We start from the raw sequence: 22,595 nt of genomic DNA, 5'->3' as shown, positions 1-22,595 counted from the left end.
TCATGCCGACCTGAAAAATGGCCATTAGGCTGCTACCTTTCGGTCTGACGTCGACCCGATGTTCTGGAAAAATATCCGACGGCGTCTATACTGAACAATAATGATATTCACAATCAGGTCGCTGTTTTGGCTTGTATTTATTCAATCGTAGCGCGTATATCAACGGATTTATCAAAAAATAAGCTTTTTATCCTGCCAACTCACTTCATGTTATTCCGGTTGCGGCGCTTTCCTTCTTCATCGTTGGCATCAGACACTCTTCAAGCGATGACGGTTCAGAAACATCACTTGACGCACGCCACGGTATCGCAGCCATAAATCGCCTAACAGCCTACAGACAGGAGAATCGGTTTGACCACCATTGCCACGGAAAACACCTCAGAACCCTCTTCCCTCCCGCTATCGGGCGGCGGACGATACGCGTTCTTTTTCGATGTGGACGGTACGCTGGCGGAGATTCAACCAGAGCCGGATGCGGTTGTCATCCCTGGCGCGGTTCGCAATAATTTGCAAGCGTTGTCGGTTGCGTGCCACGGCGCGCTGGCGCTGGTATCGGGCCGTCCCATCGACCAGCTTGATAAGCTGACCGCCCCGCTCAGGTTGCCGCTGGCGGGGGTACACGGCGCCGAACGGCGTGACGCAGACGGGAATCTGCATCGCGTCATGTTGCCGGTGGAAGTTACGGAACCCCTGCGGCGGATGCTGGAGCATGGCGTGTCCAGCATGACGGACACCATGCTGGAAGCCAAAGGCATGGCCTTCGCGCTGCACTATCGTCAGGCGAGAGAGTATCAGCAGCAGGTGCTGGATCTGGCGCAATCCGCCGTAGCCCGATTTCCTCAACTCACGCTACAGCCGGGTAAGTGCGTGGTGGAGATAAAACCGCGAGGAATAGATAAAGGCGCGGCGATTGAGTCCTTTATGCAAGAAGCCCCTTTCGCCGGGCGCATTCCGGTTTTTGTTGGCGATGATCTGACGGATGAGAAAGGATTTCTGGCCGTAAACGCCATGCAGGGCGTTTCCGTTAAGGTCGGAGACGGTTCAGGCCATGCCCGCTACCGCCTCAAACAGGTAGCGGACGTTCATCGCTGGCTTGAACAATTACTATTACAACTCAAGCAAGATAACGTCGGTAAGGAGTCAAGGTTATGAGTCGTCTGGTTGTCGTATCTAACCGTATCGCTATTCCTGACAGGTCGAAGTCCAGCGCTGGCGGACTGGCCGTAGGTATTCTGGATGCATTGAAAACCACCGGGGGTGTATGGTTTGGCTGGAACGGAGAAATAAGTGAAATATCCGGGGAAGACGAGGATGATTTGAGTCTGATCGAAAACGACGGCATCACTTATGCCTCGGTTCCGCTCAACCAAAATGATTACGATCTTTATTACTGCCAGTTCTCCAATGCCGTGATCTGGCCGGCATTCCATTACCGTATCGATCTGGTGCAGTTTCAGCGCGAAGCCTGGGACGGTTACTGCCGGGTTAATGAATTGCTGGCGAAGCGGTTACAGCCGTTGATCAAGCCGGATGATATTCTGTGGATCCATGATTATCATTTGCTGCCGTTTGCCGCCGCGTTGCGCAAAATTGGCATGAATAACCGTATCGGGTTCTTCCTGCATATTCCTTTCCCCACGCCGGAAATATTCAATGCGTTGCCCACGCACGAAGAACTGCTGAAAATGATGTGCGAATATGATTTGCTCGGCTTCCAGACGGAAAGCGACCGGAGCGCGTTTCTCGACAACCTCAGGCAACTGACCACGTTGCAGCAGGCCGGGGACAATACCCATTGTGCGTTCGGGAATCCGTTTATGACGGAAGTTTATCCGATAGGCATAGAACCGGATAGCATCAAAGAGATGACGGAAGGGCCGCTGCCGCCCAAAATGGCGGAGATGAAACGCGAGCTTGGCGATGCGCAGAATATTATTTCCTGCGAGCGGCTGGATTATACCAAAGGGCTGCCGGAACGCTTCCTGGCCTATGAAGCGTTGCTGGAGCGCTACCCGCAACATCGCGGCAAGGTTCGCTATTCGCAAATCGCCCCCACTTCGCGCGGGGATGTGCAGGCTTATCAAGATATCCGCCATCAACTGGAGATGGAAGTCGGGCGGATTAACGGCAAATACGGCACCCTGAATCGCACGCCGCTCTACTATCTCAACCAGCATTTCGACCGCCGGTTGCTGATGAAGATATTTCGTCTGACCGATGTCGGGCTGGTCACGCCACTGCGCGATGGCATGAATCTGGTGGCGAAAGAGTATGTGGCGGCACAGGATCCTGAAGATCCCGGCGTACTGGTGTTATCGCGCTTTGCTGGCGCGGCCAATGAACTGACCGCCGCGCTTATCGTCAACCCTTACGATCGGGATGATGTGGCGGCGGCGCTGGATAAAGCGCTAACCATGCCGCTGGCCGAGCGCCTCACGCGCTATAACGACATGATGGCGGTACTGCGTAAAAATGATATCACCCATTGGCGTGAAAGTTATCTGCAAGACCTGCGGACTATCCCGCCACGCAGTGCCGAATATGGCCCAGCCACCGGCGTGACAAGCTTGTAACGACATGCTCGTTTCAGCCGTTATCATCGATTAGCCCCTCTCATCCCTGCCCCGTAAACCGGGGCTATTAATAAATTGTTGCAACCGAATTTTATTGTGACGCATTGGGCGAAGGCGCTTGTTTTCCTAATTATAAATAATGCGTTATCTATTTTTCTAGTTTTTGGTGACAATAGGAAAACGTGATGGGTATCACGCTTTTCGTCATAGATGATGGAACCACTGTCTACACTTAATCAAGAGACATCTTAATAGCGAGACATCCCTATTTTTACAACGCAACACTGAGGTTCTTAGCAGATGTTTAACCAGAAATTATACGTTGTCGAATCAGAGGGATCCGAGGGCGACAAAAATCGCCAATACCAACCGGAACCCGTCGAGTTAACACTGGATAACATGTTCGAAGCGGAACCCGAACCGGAAATGATCGAAGGGCTGCCGCCATCCGATGCGCTGACGCCCGCCGATCGCTATCTTGAACTGTTCGCACAGGTGCAGTCATCGCGTATTTTCGCCGACAGTAAGACGTTCCCCGACTGCGCGCCCAAAATCGATCCGTTGGATATTCTCTTGCGCTACCGCCGGATGAAAAGGCAACCCGATTTTGATTTGAGGCAATTTGTCGAACAGCACTTCTGGCTACCGGAAAGCCATGACAGTGAGTATGTCTCCAATCCCGATCATTCCCTCAAAGAGCATATCGATAATCTGTGGGTCGTATTGACGCGCGAGCCTCAGGATCATATTCCGTGGTCGTCGCTGCTGCCGCTGCCGCAAGCTTATATCGTGCCGGGTGGCCGTTTCAGCGAAACCTATTATTGGGACTCCTATTTTACCATGCTGGGGTTGGCGGAAAGCGGGCGCAACGATCTGCTGCGCTGTATGGCGGATAATTTCGCCTGGATGATTGAAACTTACGGTCACATTCCGAATGGGAATCGCACCTATTACCTTAGCCGCTCGCAGCCGCCGGTATTCGCGTTGATGGTGGAGTTATTTGAAGAAGATGGCGTGCGCGGCGCCCGCCGTTATCTGGATCATCTGATGAAAGAGTATGCTTTCTGGATGGACGGCGCTGAATCGCTGGCGCCAAATCAGGCTTATCGCCACGTCGTGCGTATGCAGGATGGTGCGTTGTTAAATCGCTATTGGGATGACAGAGACACCCCGCGCGACGAATCCTGGCTGGAAGACGTGGAAACCGCGAAACACTCCAGCCGACCGGCAAATGAGGTTTATCGGGATCTGCGAGCGGGAGCGGCGTCAGGGTGGGACTACTCGTCGCGCTGGCTGCGTGATGCCAATCGTCTCGCCAGCATTCGCACCACACAGTTCATTCCGGTGGATCTCAATGCGTTTCTTTACAAGCTGGAGAGCGCCATCGCCAATATCTCTGTGTTAAAAGGAGACAGAGAAACAGAGGCGCTATTTCGTCAGAAGGCGGAAGATCGCCGTGCGGCGGTCACCCGCTATCTATGGGATGCGCAAGACGGTTGTTATCGCGACTACGACTGGCGCCGCCAGCAGATGGCGCTCTTTTCCGCCGCCAGCATCGTGCCGCTTTATGTGGGGCTGGCCACCCACGAACAAGCCGACAGGTTGGCGGAAGCGATACGGGCGCGCCTGCTCACGCCGGAGGGCCTGATGGCGACCGAGTATGAAACCGGTGAACAATGGGATAAACCCAACGGTTGGGCGCCGCTGCAATGGATGGCCATTCAGGGCTTTAAACTGTACGGCAATGATGCGCTTGGCGATGAAATTGCACGCAGTTGGCTAACCACAGTGAATCTCTTTTACCGGCAGCACCATAAGCTGATTGAAAAATACCACATCTCCGGCGATACGCCGCGTGAAGGCGGTGGGGGCGAATACCCGCTGCAAGATGGTTTCGGCTGGACAAATGGCGTTGTGCGCCGCTTGATTGGCCTGTACGGAGAACATTTCTGAGGATGTTCTTCGCTAATGGTATTTTTCTCTGATGATGATTTTCGGCACGCCATTGCCGGCGCCATTCTTCAAACGGACACTCAAGGCCGAGTGCCCGTCTCTCTCCACGCTCTTTATGGTCGGACAACACGCCCTTCAACAATACTGACGCCCCAGGCAGGCAGAGCAAGCGACTGGTTTTTTCTCACCCGATTGCCGCTCAACAACGCGTTCCCCTCTTCCCACTGATAGGTCATTTCTGTCGCCTTAGCTGAATAGTTAAACAGGAAACGTACCGCCTTACCCTGTCGATTGGTACTGTGCCGGACAATTTATACGCACCACATTGATGCCCGCCGCTTTCATCATCCTGATATCTTCATTAAGGCGATCATAAGGCATGTACTCGTCGTAGTAAGCCACCCCATAGAGCAACTGATCATTGACTGGTTTATTCTGCCCACTGGCCAGCAATGGAAACAACCCACAGGCCAGAACGCTGTATTTCATAGCGTGACGCAGGGAGTTTCTCATTTTTTACCCCCATAGCTCAGCATCAACTTAGCGTAAAAATCCTCCAGCGTGAAACGGGCGTCAACGGCATGATAAACGCGTATTTGACGCGCACCGGGTTGGGGGGCATAGGTCAGATCTTCATTCAGTAATGGCGCGTCCCGCAGCGTATAATGGTATTCATGATCATCGAGCAACAAAGCCACCGATGGATTATCGCCCAAAACCCACACCTCGCTTTTCGGCCAGGGGACATCTTTAACAATGGCGGAAATCATCTTATTGAAATCAATCATTTGCTGCCATAAGTACGCCCCGACTTCACCTTGCGGTTTAACGCGGGCGGCCAATTCCGCCAGTGAGACGCGCATCGACATATAAACATTGTGCGGCACTTGCCATAGTGGAACCGATGATTTGAACACCTCATTGGCGGCAATGGGATCATTGAACATATTGTATTCCCATCCGCCTTGCGGGTAAGGCATGCCGCCGATCCAGACTACCGTCATTTTGGATGCAATGCGCGGTTCCGCGCGCAACGCGGCGGCAATGTCGGTGATCGGTCCCATGACCAGCACAAACAGCGGAGCACTGTCGGTCTTGAGCGCTTCCGCAATCAACATTTTCGCGCCTTCGCTTAACGCGGCGGAAGCTTCGCCTTTTTGCATTGCCTGGGCCGCGCCGCGATAGACCGGAATTGAGGTTTTTCCCATCACCTTCATCAAATGTTGCAACTCGTTGTAGCTTTCGAGCATGCTGTTTTGCCCATCTCGCTGCATCATCGGCGCGGTTCGCGCATAGTGAGCGGCAATCAGCCCTTTCACTTTCATGGTCGGTGTCAGCACCGCATGCGCCACGGCAAAATCGTCGTCGGCCTCATTTTTGGCATCGGCACTGATAATGACGCGTACCTGTTTATACGGTGCCACATCAAAAGGCAGATCCTGTGGCGCCGCCGAGACAGAAAAAGCGCTGCATGCAAACATTCCTATCGCCAGACCGTGGAGCCAAAAAGAACAGCGACGGTGAATAACCATATTCATGTTCGTTTCCTTAATAGTAAGTCGATATTTTGTCGCACCATTAACTGACATGATGACAAGGCAAGGAGAACGTAGCGGCAAGCGTTACGCTTGCCGGGTGACGGATAAAAACCGGTATCGTCAGTACGATACCGGGATTAAAAAGGGACTTACCACCAGACCTCCGCCTGAACGCCAGCGGTAAACTGATCTTTTTTGCTATCTGGAAATGCGAATGACGAAAGTCCGTTATCCAGCACTTTTAAATAGGTGCCGTAAAACCGTATTTCAGGTCGGGAATTCAGCAGACTGTTATCGACTTTCAGTGCATGATACAAGGTGGTTTTGTAACCGGATTCCCGGTAACTGACACCGCTCTTATCCTTGTTTTTCTGCGTAAACCAGCCTAACTCCACGCAAGTCTGATTATAAGTATCCCAAATGTAGGCAGGACGAATAACCGTGCGAATGCTGTCAAAATCACTGTTGGCGCCGGTTTCATAGCTATAAATATCGTTGCCCCATGAATACACCAAGGCGTTGGCCATAATCACCTTATCATGTAAATACACCTCTCCCTGAGAAATCAGGCGGTACGCTTTTCCTCCGGTATGGTCGCCGTAATAATTGCCGCCCTGTCCGATTGACGGGTTGGAATCATCATAACGGGCAAAGCCGCTGGCGATGGAATTATTCGCCGACTGGAGCGTGAACTCATTAAATCCGCCGCGATCAAGATTCTGCTTTAATATGGCGGTTGCCAGATACGTATCTCTCATTTTAAAGAAGGTATCATTATTTTCGTTGACTTTTTGACCATCGGTTTTATTGGCCATGACATATTTACCGATGAATGTTAATGCGCCATTATCCCATAAAGGAATATCTTTATACCTGAATTCCAAAGTATTGGTATTCATCTGAGTTTTGTCCGCATTGCTGCCGATATTGGGATCTTCATAATCCCTTGCATAAACATCAATATCTTCCCGCGTCAATGAAAAATCGAGCTTGCCGGGGCCGGCATTCAGGTTTTCTATCCCTACACCGGCACTGGCAAATATACGGTCGCTTTTCCAATCCAGCATTTGAATTTCATACACCGGCAGGACATGTTTCCCTACCCAGAAATCCGCCTCAGGCGCAAAAAGAAGGAATCCTTTTGTTGTCAGGTACATATCAGAAAACTGGAGGACATTTTCTCCATTGGTATCGCCAAACCAGGCGCTACTGTATTGCTGCCCCACATTACCATCAAGCCTGACAACGGCATGCGCGGTTTTGCCATCGTTGTTGTAGACTCGCTGACTGAAAATAAGATCGTACCAGCCGGTATGTTCATTACCGAAGCGTCCGAGCGAACCAATCGCGTAAGATTTGGGTGAACCGTTGGTTCCCGTCGCCCAGCCTGACCTGAAATAGCCGGTATAAGAAAAACCGATATCTTCTTTCACATATTTACTGATTTCAGCCAGCGTCAGCGATCGGTTTTCTGTTGTGCCCGAAGAAGGCGTGGTAGTTGCCGCCGTCAATGTTTTATCCGTTGTTTTTGGCTGGGTGGTCGAGGTGGATTGCACCACTATTCGTTCTTCACCCATGGGCTTACGACTATTTATCGTCACTGGTGCTGACTGGCGCTCGGCAATGGCTTTATATTCACGTAACTCGTTTTTCGTCGATTGCAGCTCCTGTTTATTTTCTGCCAACTCCTTTTCCAATAACGCCAATCTTTCTTCTATCGTTAATGCCGCCGCCATCGCACTATTAGATAAAATAGCTGATGATATTAACAATACAATAAGCTTTAAAGGGTAGTGTTTATTACGCATAATATTTTCCAGGTAGAGTACATAAATAAAGACAAAGGGATTTCTGCCACTATTTTTTGGCACTGGTTAATCAATACAGCGTTTTCGTGCGTTAATCACACTTGTTTAACATCAGTATTTTTCTATTTTTTTAATCGGTTGCGAATGAAATAGCTTGGCGTACAACGCCACATATGACAATAGCTATTAATTTTTACTACCATAAGGAAAAGCCTGATAATGTTCAGAATCAAACGCTTCCCCAAAGGTATTCGCACCGCTTTTATCATCCCCCCAATAATATTCGATCAATTCTTTTGCTACTGTTATTAATTTAATCTGTACCAGCACACCGACCATATGATGATATAAGTACCATCCATATTTGTGATGCTCACGATATTTGACGATCCTCCCCGCTACTAAATAACTGTAGCGAGATATCGTAAACTACCCTTCTGTCCGCAACCGTCATTTGACTTATTTTTTTTCAATTGACCCGTCCATTTTCTGCCGGGTTATTGCGCTTTCCTAATTCAACTACGCGCTGACAGCGATAAATCAGCCCCCTGCATGGCAGCCTGCTTGTCCATCCCCTGCGTGCCGCTTCCTCGATGAACCCGTGCCAACCTGTAGGCTGCTCACGGGCCATGCTTTGATACACGAGATAATCACGACGGCTTTACAGTAATTCCCCTCTATTCATGTTTATAACGTTCAACAGTGATAAAACGTAAAACTGGCGGTCGGCACGGCAACAATCCGACCGGTAGTGCACCAGCGTTAACCCTGCTTCAGCGCTGCGCCGTTGCTGTTAATCACCTCGCGATACCAGTAAAAACTTTTTTTTCGCTTACGCTCCAACGTGCCATTTCCCTGGTCGTCGCGATCGACATAAATAAAGCCGTAACGTTTAGACAGTTGCGCCGTGGAAGCACTGACCAAATCGATCGGTCCCCAGGTGGTATACCCCAGCACCTCGACGCCATCCTCCAGCGCCTCAGCAACCTGAATCAGATGATCGTTCAGGTATTGAATGCGATAGTCATCATTGATACTGCCGTCACTTTCAACCACGTCTTTGGCGCCCAAACCGTTTTCGACAATAAATAGCGGTTTCTGATAACGGTCGTACAACATATTCAACAGGATGCGCAGACCTTTGGGATCAATTTGCCAGCCCCATTCCGAACTTTGCAGGTGTGGATTCGGCACCATATTGAGAATATTGGCGCGCGCTTTCTGATTCAGCTCTTCATCCGTGGTCACGCAGCCGGTCATGTAATAGCTAAAGGAAATGAAATCAACGGTTTCTTTGAGCTCGTCCCGATCGTCATCTGTTACCTGCAACTCGATAGCCTGCTGTTTAAAGAAACGCTTCATGTAAGCTGGGTAAGCGCCGCGCGCCTGTACATCGCCAAAGAACATCCATTCCCGGTTCTGCTGCAAGGTTTCCAGCACATCCGCCGGTTTACAGGTCAACGGATACAGCAAGCCTCCGAGCAACATGTTGCCGATTTTCGCATCGGGAATAATTTCATGGCAGGCTTTAACCGCTTTCGCGCTGGCGACCAACTGGTGGTGAATCGCCTGATATATCGCCTGTTTACTGCTGTCCTCCGGTAAACCGACGCCGGTAAAAGGCGCATGCAGCGACATGTTGATCTCATTGAATGTCAGCCAGTATTTCACCTTGTGTTGAAAACGCTGAAATACCGTGCGTGCATAGCGTTCAAAGAATGCAATAACCTGACGGTTGCCCCAGCCGCCATAGTTTTTCACCAGACCATATGGCATTTCATAATGTGACAACGTCACTAACGGTTGGATGTGGTGTTTGGCCATCTCGTCGAACAGACGATCATAAAATACCAGCCCTGCTTCATTCGGCGTCTCCTCATCGCCTTGCGGGAAAATGCGCGTCCAGGCGATTGAAGTGCGCAGACACTTGAAGCCCATTTCCGCAAACAGCACGATATCTTCTGGATAACGATGATAAAAATCGATCGCGATATCCTTTATTCCGCTGTCGCCCGCGGTTCTTTCCACGATTTCGCCAAAGACGCCCTGTGGTTGTAAATCGGAGGTGGATAACCCTTTACCGTCCGTCAGGTAAGCGCCTTCCACCTGATTGGCCGCAACCGCGCCGCCCCATAAAAAACTGTCAGGAAAACGATGACTCATTTCTAATCTCCTTCCCAATTCGGGTGTTAAAGGTTTTGAATCAGCGAACTAACGTTAACAACGGCGCCTGTTCCGATACCGGATTTGCCGCTACCGGCAGCACATCAATATAATCGTCGCTGTTGGTAATAATAACCGGGGTGGTGGTTTCATAGCCCGCCGCCTCAATAGCCTGATAATCAAACTCCACCAGCAGATCGCCCTGTTTCACCACATCGCCGGTCTTGATGTGGGCGGTAAAGTACTGTCCATTCAATTTTACGGTATCAATGCCGACGTGAATCAATATTTCAGCGTCATCATCAGACTCCAGGCCAATCGCATGGTTGGTTTTGAATAACGATGCGACCGTACCGTTGACCGGCGAAACCACTCGACCGGACTGCGGCTTGATGGCAATCCCTTTGCCCATCAAGCCACTGGCAAACGTTTGATCGCTCACCTCTGCTAAGGGAAGCGTTTCCCCGCTGATCGGGCTGCTGATGGATTGCTGACGTATCGGCGCGGCGCGTTCTTCCGGGCTGGCTTCAACCGCCGGGGCGTGCGGCGCGCTTTCTTCTGTTTTTATCCCAAACAGATAGCTGGCCAGCGTAGCGAACGCAAAGGCGATAGCCGTACCGATGATGCCGCCCCAGACAGTGATATCCATTCCAGAAGACGGAATGATTTGCGTAAAAGCGAAGATGCTGGGTAAGCCGAAAGAATATTGTGTCGTGCCGAAATAACCGGCGATCGCACCGCCAAGCGCCCCACCGACGCAACCAAAGATAAACGGACGACGCAAAGGCAGGTTGACGCCATAAATAGCCGGTTCGGTGATACCGAAGATCCCCGCCGGAAACGCAGACCCGGCGATGCCTTTCAGCTTCGCATCTTTGGTGCGCAGAGACACGCCCAGCGCCGAGCCAGCCTGCGCCAGCACCGCGGGCGTCAACACCGCGATCAGAGTGTCATAGCCTAAGGCGCTGAAGTTATTGATCATCAGCGGTACGAATCCCCAGTGCAGACCGAACATGACGAATATCTGCCACAGACCGCCCATAAAACCGCCGGCGATGGTTTGATTGGCGCCATAGATCAACTGATAGCCATGCGCCAATTGATAGCTTAGCCAGGTGGTCACCGGACCGATGGCTAAAAACGTCAGCGGCACGGTGATCAGCAGGCACAGGGCCGGCGTGAGGAAGTTACGGATATTGACGTGCAGGAAGGCGTTCAATGGTTTTTCCAGCTTGCAGGAAACCCATGCGGCGAAAATAATCGGAATAACCGATGAACTGTAGTTGATAAACGTAATGGGAATACCGAAGAAATGTAATGGCTGATAATCCGTCGTCGCCATAGCGTTAAATTCGGCGATCATGGTCGGATGCACCAGTGCGCCGCCTATCGCCATGGTCACAAAGGTATTACCGCCAAATTTCTTACCGGCGGTATAACCAAGAATAATCGGGAAAAAATAAAATAATGCATCGCTGGCGGCAAATAATATTTTATACGTTCCGCTGCTTTCCACTAACCAGCCACAGGCCAGACTTAATGCCAGAAAACCTTTTAATATCCCGGAAGCCGCCATCACGCCCATTAATGGGGTAAAGATGCCGGCGATAATATCAATAAAGCGGGAAAATATATTTTCCTTGCGACCGCTATCCTGATCACCTGAATCGGAATTAGAAGATTCGCTTATACCCGAAACATCAAGCAAATCCTGATAAACCTCACTCACATGATTACCCACCACAACCTGAAACTGGCCGCCGCTTTCAAGCACCATAATAATGCCTGGGTTATCTTTAAGCTGAGAAATATTTGCCTTCTTGCTGTCCTTTAATTTAAAACGCAGTCGTGTCGCGCAATGCAATACACTATTCACATTGCTGCGCCCCCCCACACCTTCAAGTATTTCATTGGCTAATGTCTTGTATTTCATCGCCCATCCTTAAAACTGACAAATACATATTAAAATCATCACATTACCAGAAAGTAACGTTATTTTTAGATAAAAAAAACCCAAACCATTTTTCTCGCCGCCACATAACGGAGAACAAAATGATTTAGGTTTTGCCTGCAAACAAGGATGACTTGTTAACAGTAACAATCCTGATTGTCTAAAAAATCTTATATGAAGCTTATTACCTAAATCGAAAAACAAGCAAGCATTTTATCCACGCAAGATAAAATTATGTGATGAACAGCAGATTTATTTCTCATCACCCTCACCCCTTTTTTCCAGCAACTCCGTTCGGACTCGCTCAATATGAATAGTCAGAAACATCAACTCTTCTTTGGTCAAAGTATAATGATATTGTTGATCTATATGCGTCTGTATTTTTTCCGCACAACGATAGGACAACAGATATTTTTCCTTGACCACATCGTGTAAGGATTCATCATCACTGAAAACCGTATTGTGACCAATTAGCCGTTGTGCAAAAAACTTCAAATGCGTGACAAACCGATGGTAACTTAATACCTGTTCATCATAATCCAGCTTTAACTGATATTTAACAATATTCAGGATTTCCTGCATTATTTTGGTAATCTGCAATACTTCGGGCATTTCACTGTCAAGCTGCGCATTAACCAGATGCAAAGCAATAAAACCGGCCTCGTCTTCCGGTAAACGCACCGCCAAGCGCTGCTCGATGATATCCAGCGCCTCCAGACCTACGCCGAACTCTTTTGGATAGAGCCGCTTGATCTCCCAAAGCAACACATTACGAATATTCACTCCCTGCTTATGGCGTTCAATGGCAAAGTGACAGTGATCCGTCAGCGAAATATAGACGCTGTTTTGCAATTTGCCCGGCAAACGCGCTTTCGCCAGCAAAATGATTTTGTCCGCCGTTGTTATCACCTCCAGCGGAATTTCCGAGAGCAGTTCGCGCAACCGAGATGTCAATTCACCGCTTTTCATCACAAACACACGTTCAATCAGCGACTCATCCAACTGATCGCCAGTATGCTTTTTGAAACCCAGCCCGCAGCCCATGACAACCGACTCATTATTGTTTTCGTCAATCACGGTCACAACGTTGTTGTTGAGTATCTTGGCAATCTTCATCATTCAAGCCCTGGAAACAAAAAAACCAGACACTCGTTTAAGGAAACGAACGTCTGGTTTTGCCTGCTTACGCAGTAACAATCCATAATGTGGGATAAACTATCACTTGCGGCCATCTTCTCAATACCAATGGCTTAAAAACGTGATGCAGATCGAGAGAAAAAACATTTTATTTACATCTACTTTTTTAATTCAGAAATAAGCCGCCGCCGCCGATATTGTACGTTTTCATTGTATTTTCCTGGGCGGTTGCGCAACAAAGGTAGGTAAAAATAACAAATCGTCGGTTTTTTTGCGTCAACACGGCAAAATATTCACTTTACTACCTTTAACCGGCTTGTTTATCCGCGCGTAATAATTATAATACGAAACGTTGTTTCACTGAATGGTTTCAGCTAACCCACGTGTCACTATCAATAACTCTACTTTCAATGGCATCGCCTATCGTTCTCCCGCTAATTATACGCGACGATCGGTTACGCTTTCATCAGTTCGCTGCAACCATCTATACTTACCTCTTTAAGAACCTGTCTCATCCAAATTGTTTCCCAATGCATTCACTCCGCAGACGCCTCTGCTACTGTCATCGGAGTCTTGATTTTTTTATCCATCACAACTTGTAGAAGCTATTGTATGAAAAAGACAAAAATTGTTTGTACCATCGGGCCAAAAACAGAGTCAGAAGAGATGCTGAGCAACATGCTGGCTGCCGGCATGAATGTTATGCGCCTGAATTTTTCTCACGGGGATTATGAAGAGCATGGTCAACGCATCAAAAACCTGCGTGCCGTTATAGCGAAAACCGGTAAACAGGCGGCGATCCTATTGGATACCAAAGGCCCTGAAATCCGTACCATGAAGCTGGAAAACGGCGCGGATGTGTCCCTGACCGCCGGTCAGACATTCACTTTCACCACCGATCAGGGTGTCGTCGGCAACAAAGATCGCGTTGCCGTGACGTATGCCGGTTTCACGCAAGACCTGAGCGTCGGCAACACCGTGCTGGTGGACGATGGTCTGATCGGTATGCAAGTTACCGCCATCAATGGCAATGAAGTGGTTTGCATCGTGTTGAACAACGGCGATCTGGGTGAAAATAAAGGCGTTAACCTGCCTGGCGTTTCCATCCAGTTACCGGCATTGGCTGAAAAAGACAAACGCGATCTGATTTTCGGTTGCGAACAAGGCGTCGATTTTGTTGCGGCGTCCTTTATCCGTAAGCGCTCTGACGTTGAAGAAATTCGTGCGCACCTGAAACAACACGGCGGCGAGCACATTCAAATCATTTCCAAAATCGAAAACCAGGAAGGTTTGAACAACTTCGACGAAATCCTCGAAGCGTCTGACGGCATTATGGTTGCCCGCGGCGACCTGGGCGTTGAAATCCCGGTGGAAGAAGTTATTTTCGCGCAGAAAATGATGATCGAGAAATGCAATCAGGCCCGGAAAGTGGTTATCACCGCCACGCAAATGCTGGATTCGATGATCAAAAACCCGCGCCCCACCCGCGCTGAAGCCGGCGACGTGGCGAACGCCATCATTGATGGCACCGACGCCGTCATGCTGTCGGGGGAAAGCGCCAAAGGGAAATACCCGCTTGAGTCGGTAAAAATTATGGCGACCATCTGCCAGCGTACCGATACGGTGATGAAGACTCGTCTAGATACCATCAAAACGTTGGGTAGACTGCGGATCACCGAGGCGGTGTGCCGTGGCGCGGTGGAAACTGCGGAGAAACTTGATTCACCGTTGATCGTCGTAGCCACCAGCGGCGGCAAATCAGCGAAGTCCATCCGTAAGTACTTCCCGAGTGCGCGGATCCTGGCGCTCACCACCAACGAAGTGACCGCTCGTCAGTTATTGCTGAGCAAAGGCGTGGATACGTTGCTGGTGAAAGAAATCGCCTCTACCGATGATTTCTACCGCATCGGCAAAGAAGCGGCGTTAAACAGCGGCTACGCTCAGACTGGCGATGTCGTGGTGATGGTTTCCGGCGCGCTGGTGCCAAGCGGCACCACCAACACGGCGTCCGTACACCGTCTGTAAGCCGTAAACCGGCCACACATATAAAAAAGCGCCTTGGTTGGCGCTTTTTTATATGTGTGGTTATCAAACCCACCTGTTCGTCAAATTAATGACGCAAGCTAAACCTAATTTTAATTGCCGGACACCTCAGACTTGTCTGATAAAAATAACGCTGTTTTCCTTACTTTTTTAATGATTTTGTAAAACCCGCTGCTTCTTTGAGCGAACGATCAAAATTAAGCATGTTCTCATCAAAAATTTATTCTCATTAGAAAAAAGTTTGTGTAATACTTGTAACGCTACATGGAGATTAACTCAATCTAGAGGGTATTAATAATGAATCGTACTAAACTGGTACTGGGCGCGGTAATTCTGGGTTCTACTCTGCTGGCAGGTTGCTCCAGCAATGCTAAAATTGACCAACTGTCTTCTGACGTTCAGACTCTGAACGCTAAAGTTGATCAACTGAGCAACGACGTGAACGCAATCCGCTCTGACGTACAGGCTGCTAAAGACGACGCAGCTCGTGCTAACCAGCGTCTGGACAACCAAGTTCGTACTTACAAGAAGTAATCGAACTGGTTTAAGTCGTGAAAATGGCGCACATTGTGCGCCATTTTTTTTGCTTTTTTTGCAAAAGAACTACGCTGTTCCGTCTTCCCCTTTTTATCGACAGGATGCAGCATCTGTCGCATCCTGTCATCGACCGCCTCTTCTACATCACCTGCTGATGCGCTGAACGCCCGCCAGCAGGTTTTTTCCGTATTACTGCGCGGAAGCGTTGATCACGGTAATCGGCGCCGCCTGAGGCATTGTCGCGTCGTCATCCGTCACGGATTGCACCGGCTGCTCATAGGTATTGATATCCTGCCCCACGTTCACCAGAATCGGCATCCCTGAACGCCGAACGATAGCATCCGCGACGGCTTTGGCGTCGGTATCACCTGCTTCAATGAATTTCTGGGTTTTTGCGGTAATGGTGATCGGCATGGTTTGCGGATCGTCTTTATCCGATTTTGACAATGGTTGATGCACCTCGACATAACGTTTACCGTCCGGTTCAACCGAGGTCTTGATGGCGTCATTGATAATTTGGACGCGCGTGCCGACTGGCACCGTATCAAACAACGCCTTAATATCTTCCGCTCTTAAACGGATGCAACCCGAACTGACGCGCATCCCAATACCGAAATTGGCATTGGTGCCATGCAGCAGATAAACCCCACCGTGCGCGGCAAGCCGCAAAGCGTGCAGCCCCATTGGATTATCCGGTCCGGCGGGGACGACGGCAGGCAGTGTGATCCCTTCCTCTTCAAGATAACGTTTACGAATATTGGCCGTTGGCGTCCAAGTCGGGTTGGCGCGTTTATCACTGATCGAGGTGGTCATCAATGGGGTGTTGCGTCCCTGTTGACCAATTCCGATAGGGTAAACAATGACGGTGTTCTTGCCTTTGGGATAGTAATACAATCGAAGTTCCGCCAGATTGACGACGACCCCCTCACGCGGCGTATCAGGCAGCAGCATTTGGGTGGGAATGGTCAGAGTGGAACCTGGCGTCGGCAGATAGGGATCAGTACCGGGGTTCGCTTCCAGCATCCCCAGCATGCCGATCTTGAATTTCGCCGCAATATCTTCCAGCGCATGACCGTCATTAGGAACGGTATAAGCGATATTTTCACCGATAAGACGGCTATTGGGTGGTGGTAATGGATACTCCGTCGCACTGGCAATGCTGGTGCCCGCCAAATATGTCGCAAAGACCATACCGAGTAAAGTTAACGCGCATTTCATACAAAGTCCCTACATCAAGGCTCAATTGCCAGTTAATAAACGATTTCTGGTTCTTTTTGCCGCAACCAGTATCCCGCTATATTAGCATTGCAAAAATAAAATCATATTTTATTTATAAATCAACGCATTGATATGCAAATCTTTACAAAAACAATTGTAGAGTAAATTTCATGTCGAGATAAGTCTATGGATACATTCTGAAATATCAGAGCGTAACGAGTTAGCCAAAAACAAAAAGCACCAGACGGAACGTGCTGGCGCTTTTTATAAATAAACTCATTCTCAGTAAAAATTATTTATGTCAGCCATTTTCCTTTTTTCAAAGGGCTGACATCTATACTCACCGCAGAGTGAATTTACGGAATATGCAACGCGGCCTGGGCGCGGATCGCCCGCAGCATCGCTTCCAACCCTTGCGAACGCGATGGCGTTAAATGTTGATTCAGCGCCAGTTCCTCAAAGAAAGGGCGAACATCCAGCGCAACGATCTCCTGTGCGGTCAGACCTTGATAAAGACTGAACACCACGGCGATCAATCCCTTCACGATAGCGGCATCGCTATCGCCATGCAGAGTGATCACCCCTTGCTCGTCATGACGCATCACAATCCACACCTGGCTCTGGCAGCCGGCAATCAGGTTTTCAGTCTGACGCCACACGTCCGGCAACGGTTCAAGCCGGGCGCCCAATTCAATAATATAAAGATACTTTTCTTCCCAGTTATGACAGCGCGAAAAATTACGGATTAATTTCTGCGCATCCGGCAGACTTGCCATTTTTTCCTCCCCGGACAACCTGGCGCAAGGCTCAGTTGCCCAGCAATCGATGGATACGTTGCAGCCCGGCGACCAGCCGGTCGATTTCTTCGCGCGTAGTATAAACCGCCAGCGAAGCGCGGCACATACTGGGAACCGCATAGTGTTCCATCAAGGGCATCGCGCAGTGGTGGCCGGTGCGGATCGCAATGCCATACTGATCAAGGAAACTGCCGACATCGTAGGCGTGATGTTGTCCCAGATTGAACGCAATCACGCCATGCCGCTCTGCCGGGCCATACAGGGTTAAATCGGGCACCTGAACCAACGCTTCCAACGCATAGTGCATCAGAGCGGACTCATAGCGCTGAATCGCATCACGCCCCAACGCGGCGACATAATTCAATGCCGCGCCCAATCCCATGATCCCCGCGGTATTCGGCGAACCGGCCTCAAAGCGCCACGGCGCATCCGCATAAGTGGTTCCGCTACGCAGGCTCACCTGACGGATCATCGCGCCGCCGCCTTCCCAGGGCGGCATTGCCGCTAACCGTTCGCGTTTGCCGTACAGTACGCCGATACCGGAAGGCCCGTAGATCTTGTGTCCCGAAAAGACAAAGAAGTCGCAATCCAGATCCTGAACATCGATGGTCTGATGCATAATCGACTGGGCGCCATCAACCAGCACCACCGCGCCAGCGGCTCTGGCCTGCGCGATAATGTCTTTGACCGGGTTTAACGTGCCAAGCACGTTGGAAATGTGCGTTACCGCCAGCAAGCGGGTCCGCTCATCAAGCAATGCGGGCAAGCACGCAAGATCCAGCGTACCGTCCGATGCCAGCGGGATCACGCGGAGCTCCACCCCACGTGCCTCGGCCAGCATTTGCCAGGGCACGATATTGGCGTGATGTTCCATTTCCGTAATGATGAGATTGTCGCCCGCTTGCAGAAAGGTATGGCCGTAACTGTTGGCGACCAGATTGATGGCTTCCGTCGTCCCCCGCACAAAAACGATCTCTTCTGCCGAGGCCGCATTGATAAAGGCCGCCACCTGCTCGCGCACCGCTTCCATCGCCGATGTCGCCTGCGCGCTCAGTGTGTGGATGCCGCGGTGCACGGCGGCATATTCATGCTGATAGAAAGCCGTTTCGCGCTCAATCACCGCCTGCGGTTTTTGCGCGCTGGCGGCGCTGTCCAGATAGGCCAATGGTTGCCCGTTGACCTCGCGGGCCAGGAGTGGAAAGTCGGCGCGAACCTGTTCGATGGGATAACTCATAATGCCGCCTTTTCTGACGCAAAAGATGTGGCGGGCAAACGCTGGGCGATACGTTCCAATATCACACTGCGCAGCGACTCATCCTCAATCGCTTCCGTCAATTCGGCGGCGAAGGCAAAAATGATCATTTGTTGCGCATCCTGTTGCGTGATGCCGCGTGAACGCAGATAAAACAGTTGTTCTTCATCCATACGCCCTATCGTCGCACCGTGGCTGCACTTCACATCATCGGCATAAATTTCCAGTTGCGGTTTAGTATCGACTTCAGCCAACCGTCCCAGCAACAGGTTGTTGTTGGTCATCTGTCCGTCAGTTTTCAGGGCATGGGGCGCGACTTTGATCATACCATTGAAGACCGCTTTGGCGCGGTCACTGACGATGGTCTTATGCAACTGACGACTTTCGCCATGCCCCTGGTTATGTTCCAGATAAGTGCGCGTGTCGCACACCTCACTGCCGACAGGCAGGATAAGGCTGTTGATCACCAGATTCGTGCCTTCGCCATTCAGTTGCGCGCTGGTGTTATGACGGGTCAGCCCCGCCCCCAGTAGGAAACTGTGGCTGCGAACCTGCGCATCAGGGGACAACACCAAATCGTTGTGTGAAAAGTGGTAGCTGGCCGCGGCTTCGAAAGCCAGTTTGTAGTGGCTGACGCGGCTGTTTTCATCCGCGCTGATCGTCAGGCGTGCGCCGGTAAAGTGCGCATGCGGCTCCAAACTGACATAATGTTCAATGATCCGTGCGCTGGCGCCGCGTTCAACCTGCAAGTGATGACGGTGATGAACCGTATTCAGCGCCGCGCCCTGGCTGCTGCTGATATGCAGCAGATACAAGGATTTTTCCGCCTGCTGATTGGCCGCCAGACGAATCAACGTGCTCTGCGTGGCCAGACTTTCCGTCAGGTGCAGGAAAACTTCCGGCTGGACGGCGGCGGGAAATTCGCCAGGCGTCCGGGCGGATTTGATCTCAACCTGATAAGGCCCCCACTGCGTGTCGCTGAGCGCCTCGCTGAACACGCCATCGATAAACACCAGACGCCAGGCATCAATAGGCAGCGTCAGCGCATCCAGCGTGTCCTGCGCGACGGACGATAGCCGCGACGCAACGAACTCATGCGCCAGCAGTCCATCCAGCGGCGTATATTTCCAATGCTCATGCTTGCGGTGCGGCAGGCCCAGACGCAGCACTTCCTGCCAGTGCTGGTACGCATCCGATGAACGCGACGTTACGCTGTCAAACAGACCGTGCCACTGTTGCAGGGCCTGTTGCTGCTTCTGTTCAATGCCTGCTTTGGCGCTGGTTTTATTGTTGGTCGGTAAGCCAGCCATAGCCTTGCTCCTCCAACTGTTTCACCAGAGAGAAATCACCGGATTTCACAATTTGTCCCTGATAGAGAACATGTACATGATCAGGTTTGATGTAATCCAAAATACGCTGATAGTGCGTGACGATAATAAAGGCGCGCTGTTCGTTACGCAGGGCGTTCACGCCGTTGGCGACAATTTTCAGCGCATCAATGTCCAGACCGGAGTCGGTTTCATCCAGAATGCACAAATCCGGTTCAAGGGCCGCCATTTGCAGAATATCATTACGCTTCTTCTCGCCGCCGGAGAACCCGACATTGACGGAGCGGGTCAACAAATCTTCCGGCATTTTCAGCAGCTTAATTTTATCTTCGATAAAATCAGCGAAATCAAAGCGATCCAGCGGCTCTTGCTCACGGTACTTACGCACCGCGTTCACCGCGGTTTGCAAAAAGAACTGGTTGCTGACGCCGGGGATCTCCACCGGATACTGAAATGCCATGAAGATGCCTTCACCGGCGCGATCTTCAGGCGCCAGCGCCAATAAATCTTTCCCGTTAAAACTGACTGTACCGTCAGTCACTTCATATTCTTCACGACCAGCCAACGTAGCGGAGAGCGTGCTTTTCCCTGAGCCGTTCGGCCCCATAATCGCGTGCACTTCGCCCGGCTTAACGACGAGATTCAGCCCTTTAATAATCTCTTTGCCTTCTACGCTGACTTTTAAATTTTCAATACTTAACATGCTCTATCCTTCCGGCGTCGGCTGTTTGGCGACGCTCATCATTTTTGTAACCGATGCTGTTCCCCGTTGAGGGGTCCCCGGTAACGGCTCATCAACCCACGCTGTGTTCCAGGCTAATCGCCAGTAACTTCTGGGCTTCCACAGCAAATTCCAATGGCAATTCAGAAAAAACGTCTTTACAGAACCCGTTAACGATCATGGAGATCGCGTCATCTTCGCTGATACCGCGTTGCAGGCAGTAAAACAGTTGATCGTCGCCAATCTTCGAGGTGGTGGCCTCATGTTCCAGTTGCGCCGTGTTATTGCGCACTTCCACATAAGGGAAGGTATGCGCGCCGCTGTCGCTGCCAATCAGCATCGAGTCGCACTGGGTGAAGTTACGCGCATTGGTGGCGCTCGGCATAATCTTCACCAGACCGCGATAGGTGTTCTCGCTGTGCCCGGCGGAAATTCCTTTGGAGATAATGGTTGAGCGGGTGTTCTTGCCGATATGAATCATCTTGGTGCCGGTATCGGCTTGCTGACGCCCATTAGTCAGCGCGACAGAGAAGAACTCGCCAACCGAATGGTCGCCGCGCAACACTACGCTTGGGTATTTCCAGGTAATGGCCGAACCGGTTTCCGATTGCGTCCAGGACATTTTGGCATAGTCGCCCGCACACAGCGCGCGTTTGGTGACGAAGTTCAGAATGCCGCCTTCGGCGTCTTTACCGGAAAACCAGTTCTGCACCGTGGAATATTTTACTTCGGCGTTTTTATTGACGATAACTTCCACCACCGCCGCATGCAGTTGATAAGAGTCGCGTACCGGCGCCGAACACCCTTCAATATAACTGACGTAGCTGTCATCATCGGCAATCAGGATAGTGCGCTCGAACTGGCCGGTTTTCGCCGCGTTGATACGGAAATAAGTGGATAGCTCCATCGGACAGCGCACGCCTTTGGGTACATAGACAAACGTGCCGTCAGACGCGACCGCCGCATTCAGCGCGGCAAAAAAGTTGTCATTCGCCGGCACGACCGTACCGAGATACTGACGCACCAAATCAGGGTGCTCCTGAATAGCTTCGCTGAAGGAACAGAAAATAATCCCCTGCTCAGCCAGTTCGTGGCGGTAAGTGGTGGCGACGGAAACGGAGTCAAAAATAGCGTCGACCGCCACGGATTTCCCTTCACGCACCGGGACGCCAAGCTGATTGAAGGCATTTTCCACTTCGCTGGTCAGGTAGTTATTCACTTCCGCGATGCTGGATTGCTGAGTCGCGCCCGGTTGCGAACCGCAGGTGTCATCACAACTGCCGCAAGACGGCGCGGAATAATAGCTATAATCCTGATAGTCAAGCTTATCGTAATGCGCTTTCAGCCAGTGGGGTTCTTCCATTTCCAGCCACGCCCGGTAAGCATTCAGGCGGAACACCAGCATCCATTCAGGCTCATTGCGTTTTGCGGAAATCGCCCGCACGACCTCCTCGTTGATGCCGTGCGCCAACTGATCAGTTGCCAGTTCGGTGAAGAAGCCTTCTTTATATCGTCCATCACCCATCCAGATTTGGACATCATCAGGTACATCTACTGTGCTACGTGCCATAATTTG

At 50.7% G+C, this 22,595-nt stretch carries 19 protein-coding genes; 5 read left to right on the top strand and 14 right to left on the bottom strand.

Annotated elements, in window-relative coordinates:
* Positions 1 to 351 precede the first annotated feature (351 nt).
* The 3 genes from otsB (at position 352) to DES54_RS08315 (ending at position 4,526) form a co-directional block, all read left to right on the top strand.
* Positions 352 to 1,152 (top strand): trehalose-phosphatase, encoded by an 801-nt coding sequence (gene otsB, locus DES54_RS08325; RefSeq protein WP_113866354.1) that lies wholly within the window; start codon positions 352 to 354, stop codon positions 1,150 to 1,152.
* On the top strand, positions 1,149 to 2,573 hold the full coding sequence (gene otsA / locus DES54_RS08320) for an alpha,alpha-trehalose-phosphate synthase (RefSeq protein WP_113866352.1): 1,425 nt from the start codon (positions 1,149 to 1,151) through the stop codon (positions 2,571 to 2,573). The genes otsB and otsA overlap by 4 nt, the downstream gene beginning before the upstream one ends.
* 300 nt (positions 2,574 to 2,873) lie before the next feature.
* Positions 2,874 to 4,526, top strand: coding sequence for an alpha,alpha-trehalase (locus DES54_RS08315; RefSeq protein WP_113866350.1), 1,653 nt, complete (start codon positions 2,874 to 2,876; stop codon positions 4,524 to 4,526).
* Positions 4,527 to 4,639: 113 nt separating this feature from the next.
* Here the strand turns inward: DES54_RS08315 and DES54_RS18875 are convergent, their stop codons facing one another.
* The 8 genes from DES54_RS18875 to licT all read right to left on the bottom strand — a co-directional run bounded on the left by DES54_RS18875 (position 4,640) and on the right by licT (position 13,102).
* On the bottom strand, positions 4,640 to 4,762 hold the full coding sequence (locus DES54_RS18875; RefSeq protein WP_240634975.1) for a hypothetical protein: 123 nt from the start codon (positions 4,760 to 4,762) through the stop codon (positions 4,640 to 4,642).
* A gap of 43 nt (positions 4,763 to 4,805) precedes the next feature.
* The gene (locus DES54_RS08305) at positions 4,806 to 5,039 is read right to left on the bottom strand and encodes a hypothetical protein (RefSeq protein ID WP_113866346.1); all 234 of its coding nucleotides are present in this window, start codon (positions 5,037 to 5,039) and stop codon (positions 4,806 to 4,808) included.
* The gene (locus DES54_RS08300; RefSeq protein ID WP_113866408.1) at positions 5,036 to 6,058 is read right to left on the bottom strand and encodes a nucleoside hydrolase; all 1,023 of its coding nucleotides are present in this window, start codon (positions 6,056 to 6,058) and stop codon (positions 5,036 to 5,038) included. Before DES54_RS08300 ends, DES54_RS08305 begins: the two co-directional genes overlap by 4 nt.
* A gap of 155 nt (positions 6,059 to 6,213) precedes the next feature.
* Entirely contained in the window at positions 6,214 to 7,872 is a 1,659-nt protein-coding gene (locus DES54_RS08295) for a carbohydrate porin (RefSeq protein WP_113866344.1), read from the bottom strand.
* A 186-nt stretch (positions 7,873 to 8,058) separates the two neighbouring features.
* Entirely contained in the window at positions 8,059 to 8,211 is a 153-nt protein-coding gene (locus DES54_RS18570) for a hypothetical protein (protein ID WP_169050459.1), read from the bottom strand.
* A gap of 423 nt (positions 8,212 to 8,634) precedes the next feature.
* The gene (locus tag DES54_RS08290) at positions 8,635 to 10,035 is read right to left on the bottom strand and encodes a glycoside hydrolase family 1 protein (RefSeq protein ID WP_113866342.1); all 1,401 of its coding nucleotides are present in this window, start codon (positions 10,033 to 10,035) and stop codon (positions 8,635 to 8,637) included.
* A gap of 40 nt (positions 10,036 to 10,075) precedes the next feature.
* The gene (gene bglF, locus DES54_RS08285) at positions 10,076 to 11,968 is read right to left on the bottom strand and encodes a PTS beta-glucoside transporter subunit IIABC (RefSeq protein WP_113866340.1); all 1,893 of its coding nucleotides are present in this window, start codon (positions 11,966 to 11,968) and stop codon (positions 10,076 to 10,078) included.
* Between the two features lie 270 nt (positions 11,969 to 12,238).
* The gene (gene licT, locus DES54_RS08280) at positions 12,239 to 13,102 is read right to left on the bottom strand and encodes a BglG family transcription antiterminator LicT (RefSeq protein WP_113866338.1); all 864 of its coding nucleotides are present in this window, start codon (positions 13,100 to 13,102) and stop codon (positions 12,239 to 12,241) included.
* A gap of 633 nt (positions 13,103 to 13,735) precedes the next feature.
* Between licT and pykF the strand changes: the two genes are divergently transcribed.
* On the top strand, positions 13,736 to 15,148 hold the full coding sequence (pykF, locus tag DES54_RS08270; RefSeq protein ID WP_113866336.1) for a pyruvate kinase PykF: 1,413 nt from the start codon (positions 13,736 to 13,738) through the stop codon (positions 15,146 to 15,148).
* A gap of 315 nt (positions 15,149 to 15,463) precedes the next feature.
* On the top strand, positions 15,464 to 15,700 hold the full coding sequence (locus DES54_RS08265) for a major outer membrane lipoprotein (protein ID WP_005970385.1): 237 nt from the start codon (positions 15,464 to 15,466) through the stop codon (positions 15,698 to 15,700).
* A gap of 192 nt (positions 15,701 to 15,892) precedes the next feature.
* Here DES54_RS08265 and DES54_RS08255 read toward each other — a convergent pair whose 3' ends face one another.
* The 6 genes from DES54_RS08255 to sufB form a co-directional block, all read right to left on the bottom strand.
* Positions 15,893 to 16,921, bottom strand: coding sequence for a L,D-transpeptidase family protein (locus DES54_RS08255; RefSeq protein ID WP_113866332.1), 1,029 nt, complete (start codon positions 16,919 to 16,921; stop codon positions 15,893 to 15,895).
* Positions 16,922 to 17,277: 356 nt separating this feature from the next.
* Complete coding sequence (gene sufE, locus DES54_RS08250) at positions 17,278 to 17,697, bottom strand: cysteine desulfuration protein SufE (RefSeq protein ID WP_113866330.1); 420 nt, start codon at positions 17,695 to 17,697, stop codon at positions 17,278 to 17,280.
* 31 nt (positions 17,698 to 17,728) lie between these two features.
* Positions 17,729 to 18,952 (bottom strand): cysteine desulfurase SufS, encoded by a 1,224-nt coding sequence (gene sufS, locus DES54_RS08245; protein ID WP_113866328.1) that lies wholly within the window; start codon positions 18,950 to 18,952, stop codon positions 17,729 to 17,731.
* The gene (sufD, locus tag DES54_RS08240) at positions 18,949 to 20,280 is read right to left on the bottom strand and encodes a Fe-S cluster assembly protein SufD (protein WP_113866326.1); all 1,332 of its coding nucleotides are present in this window, start codon (positions 20,278 to 20,280) and stop codon (positions 18,949 to 18,951) included. Before sufD ends, sufS begins: the two co-directional genes overlap by 4 nt.
* Complete coding sequence (gene sufC / locus DES54_RS08235; RefSeq protein ID WP_113866324.1) at positions 20,255 to 21,001, bottom strand: Fe-S cluster assembly ATPase SufC; 747 nt, start codon at positions 20,999 to 21,001, stop codon at positions 20,255 to 20,257. The genes sufD and sufC overlap by 26 nt, the downstream gene beginning before the upstream one ends.
* Before the next feature lie 91 nt (positions 21,002 to 21,092).
* On the bottom strand, positions 21,093 to 22,589 hold the full coding sequence (gene sufB / locus DES54_RS08230) for a Fe-S cluster assembly protein SufB (RefSeq protein ID WP_113866322.1): 1,497 nt from the start codon (positions 22,587 to 22,589) through the stop codon (positions 21,093 to 21,095).
* Positions 22,590 to 22,595: the final 6 nt, after the last annotated feature.

Origin of the sequence: Brenneria salicis ATCC 15712 = DSM 30166 (assembly GCF_003315515.1) — a bacterium.
Taxonomy (GTDB): Bacteria; Pseudomonadota; Gammaproteobacteria; order Enterobacterales; family Enterobacteriaceae; genus Brenneria; species Brenneria salicis.
This window is presented reverse-complemented; position numbering and strand designations above follow the sequence as displayed.

Coding starts and splice junctions, on each gene's coding strand:
- otsA (WP_113866352.1), top strand. CDS start 1,149: ATGAGTCGTCTGGTTGTCGTATCTAACCGTATCGCTATTCCTGACAGG.
- DES54_RS08315 (WP_113866350.1), top strand. CDS start 2,874: ATGTTTAACCAGAAATTATACGTTGTCGAATCAGAGGGATCCGAGGGC.
- DES54_RS18875 (WP_240634975.1), bottom strand. CDS start 4,762: ATGACCTATCAGTGGGAAGAGGGGAACGCGTTGTTGAGCGGCAATCGG.
- DES54_RS08305 (WP_113866346.1), bottom strand. CDS start 5,039: ATGAGAAACTCCCTGCGTCACGCTATGAAATACAGCGTTCTGGCCTGT.
- DES54_RS08300 (WP_113866408.1), bottom strand. CDS start 6,058: ATGGTTATTCACCGTCGCTGTTCTTTTTGGCTCCACGGTCTGGCGATA.
- DES54_RS08295 (WP_113866344.1), bottom strand. CDS start 7,872: ATGCGTAATAAACACTACCCTTTAAAGCTTATTGTATTGTTAATATCA.
- DES54_RS18570 (WP_169050459.1), bottom strand. CDS start 8,211: ATGGTCGGTGTGCTGGTACAGATTAAATTAATAACAGTAGCAAAAGAA.
- DES54_RS08290 (WP_113866342.1), bottom strand. CDS start 10,035: ATGAGTCATCGTTTTCCTGACAGTTTTTTATGGGGCGGCGCGGTTGCG.
- bglF (WP_113866340.1), bottom strand. CDS start 11,968: ATGAAATACAAGACATTAGCCAATGAAATACTTGAAGGTGTGGGGGGG.
- licT (WP_113866338.1), bottom strand. CDS start 13,102: ATGAAGATTGCCAAGATACTCAACAACAACGTTGTGACCGTGATTGAC.
- pykF (WP_113866336.1), top strand. CDS start 13,736: ATGAAAAAGACAAAAATTGTTTGTACCATCGGGCCAAAAACAGAGTCA.
- DES54_RS08265 (WP_005970385.1), top strand. CDS start 15,464: ATGAATCGTACTAAACTGGTACTGGGCGCGGTAATTCTGGGTTCTACT.
- DES54_RS08255 (WP_113866332.1), bottom strand. CDS start 16,921: ATGAAATGCGCGTTAACTTTACTCGGTATGGTCTTTGCGACATATTTG.
- sufE (WP_113866330.1), bottom strand. CDS start 17,697: ATGGCAAGTCTGCCGGATGCGCAGAAATTAATCCGTAATTTTTCGCGC.
- sufS (WP_113866328.1), bottom strand. CDS start 18,952: ATGAGTTATCCCATCGAACAGGTTCGCGCCGACTTTCCACTCCTGGCC.
- sufD (WP_113866326.1), bottom strand. CDS start 20,280: ATGGCTGGCTTACCGACCAACAATAAAACCAGCGCCAAAGCAGGCATT.
- sufC (WP_113866324.1), bottom strand. CDS start 21,001: ATGTTAAGTATTGAAAATTTAAAAGTCAGCGTAGAAGGCAAAGAGATT.
- sufB (WP_113866322.1), bottom strand. CDS start 22,589: ATGGCACGTAGCACAGTAGATGTACCTGATGATGTCCAAATCTGGATG.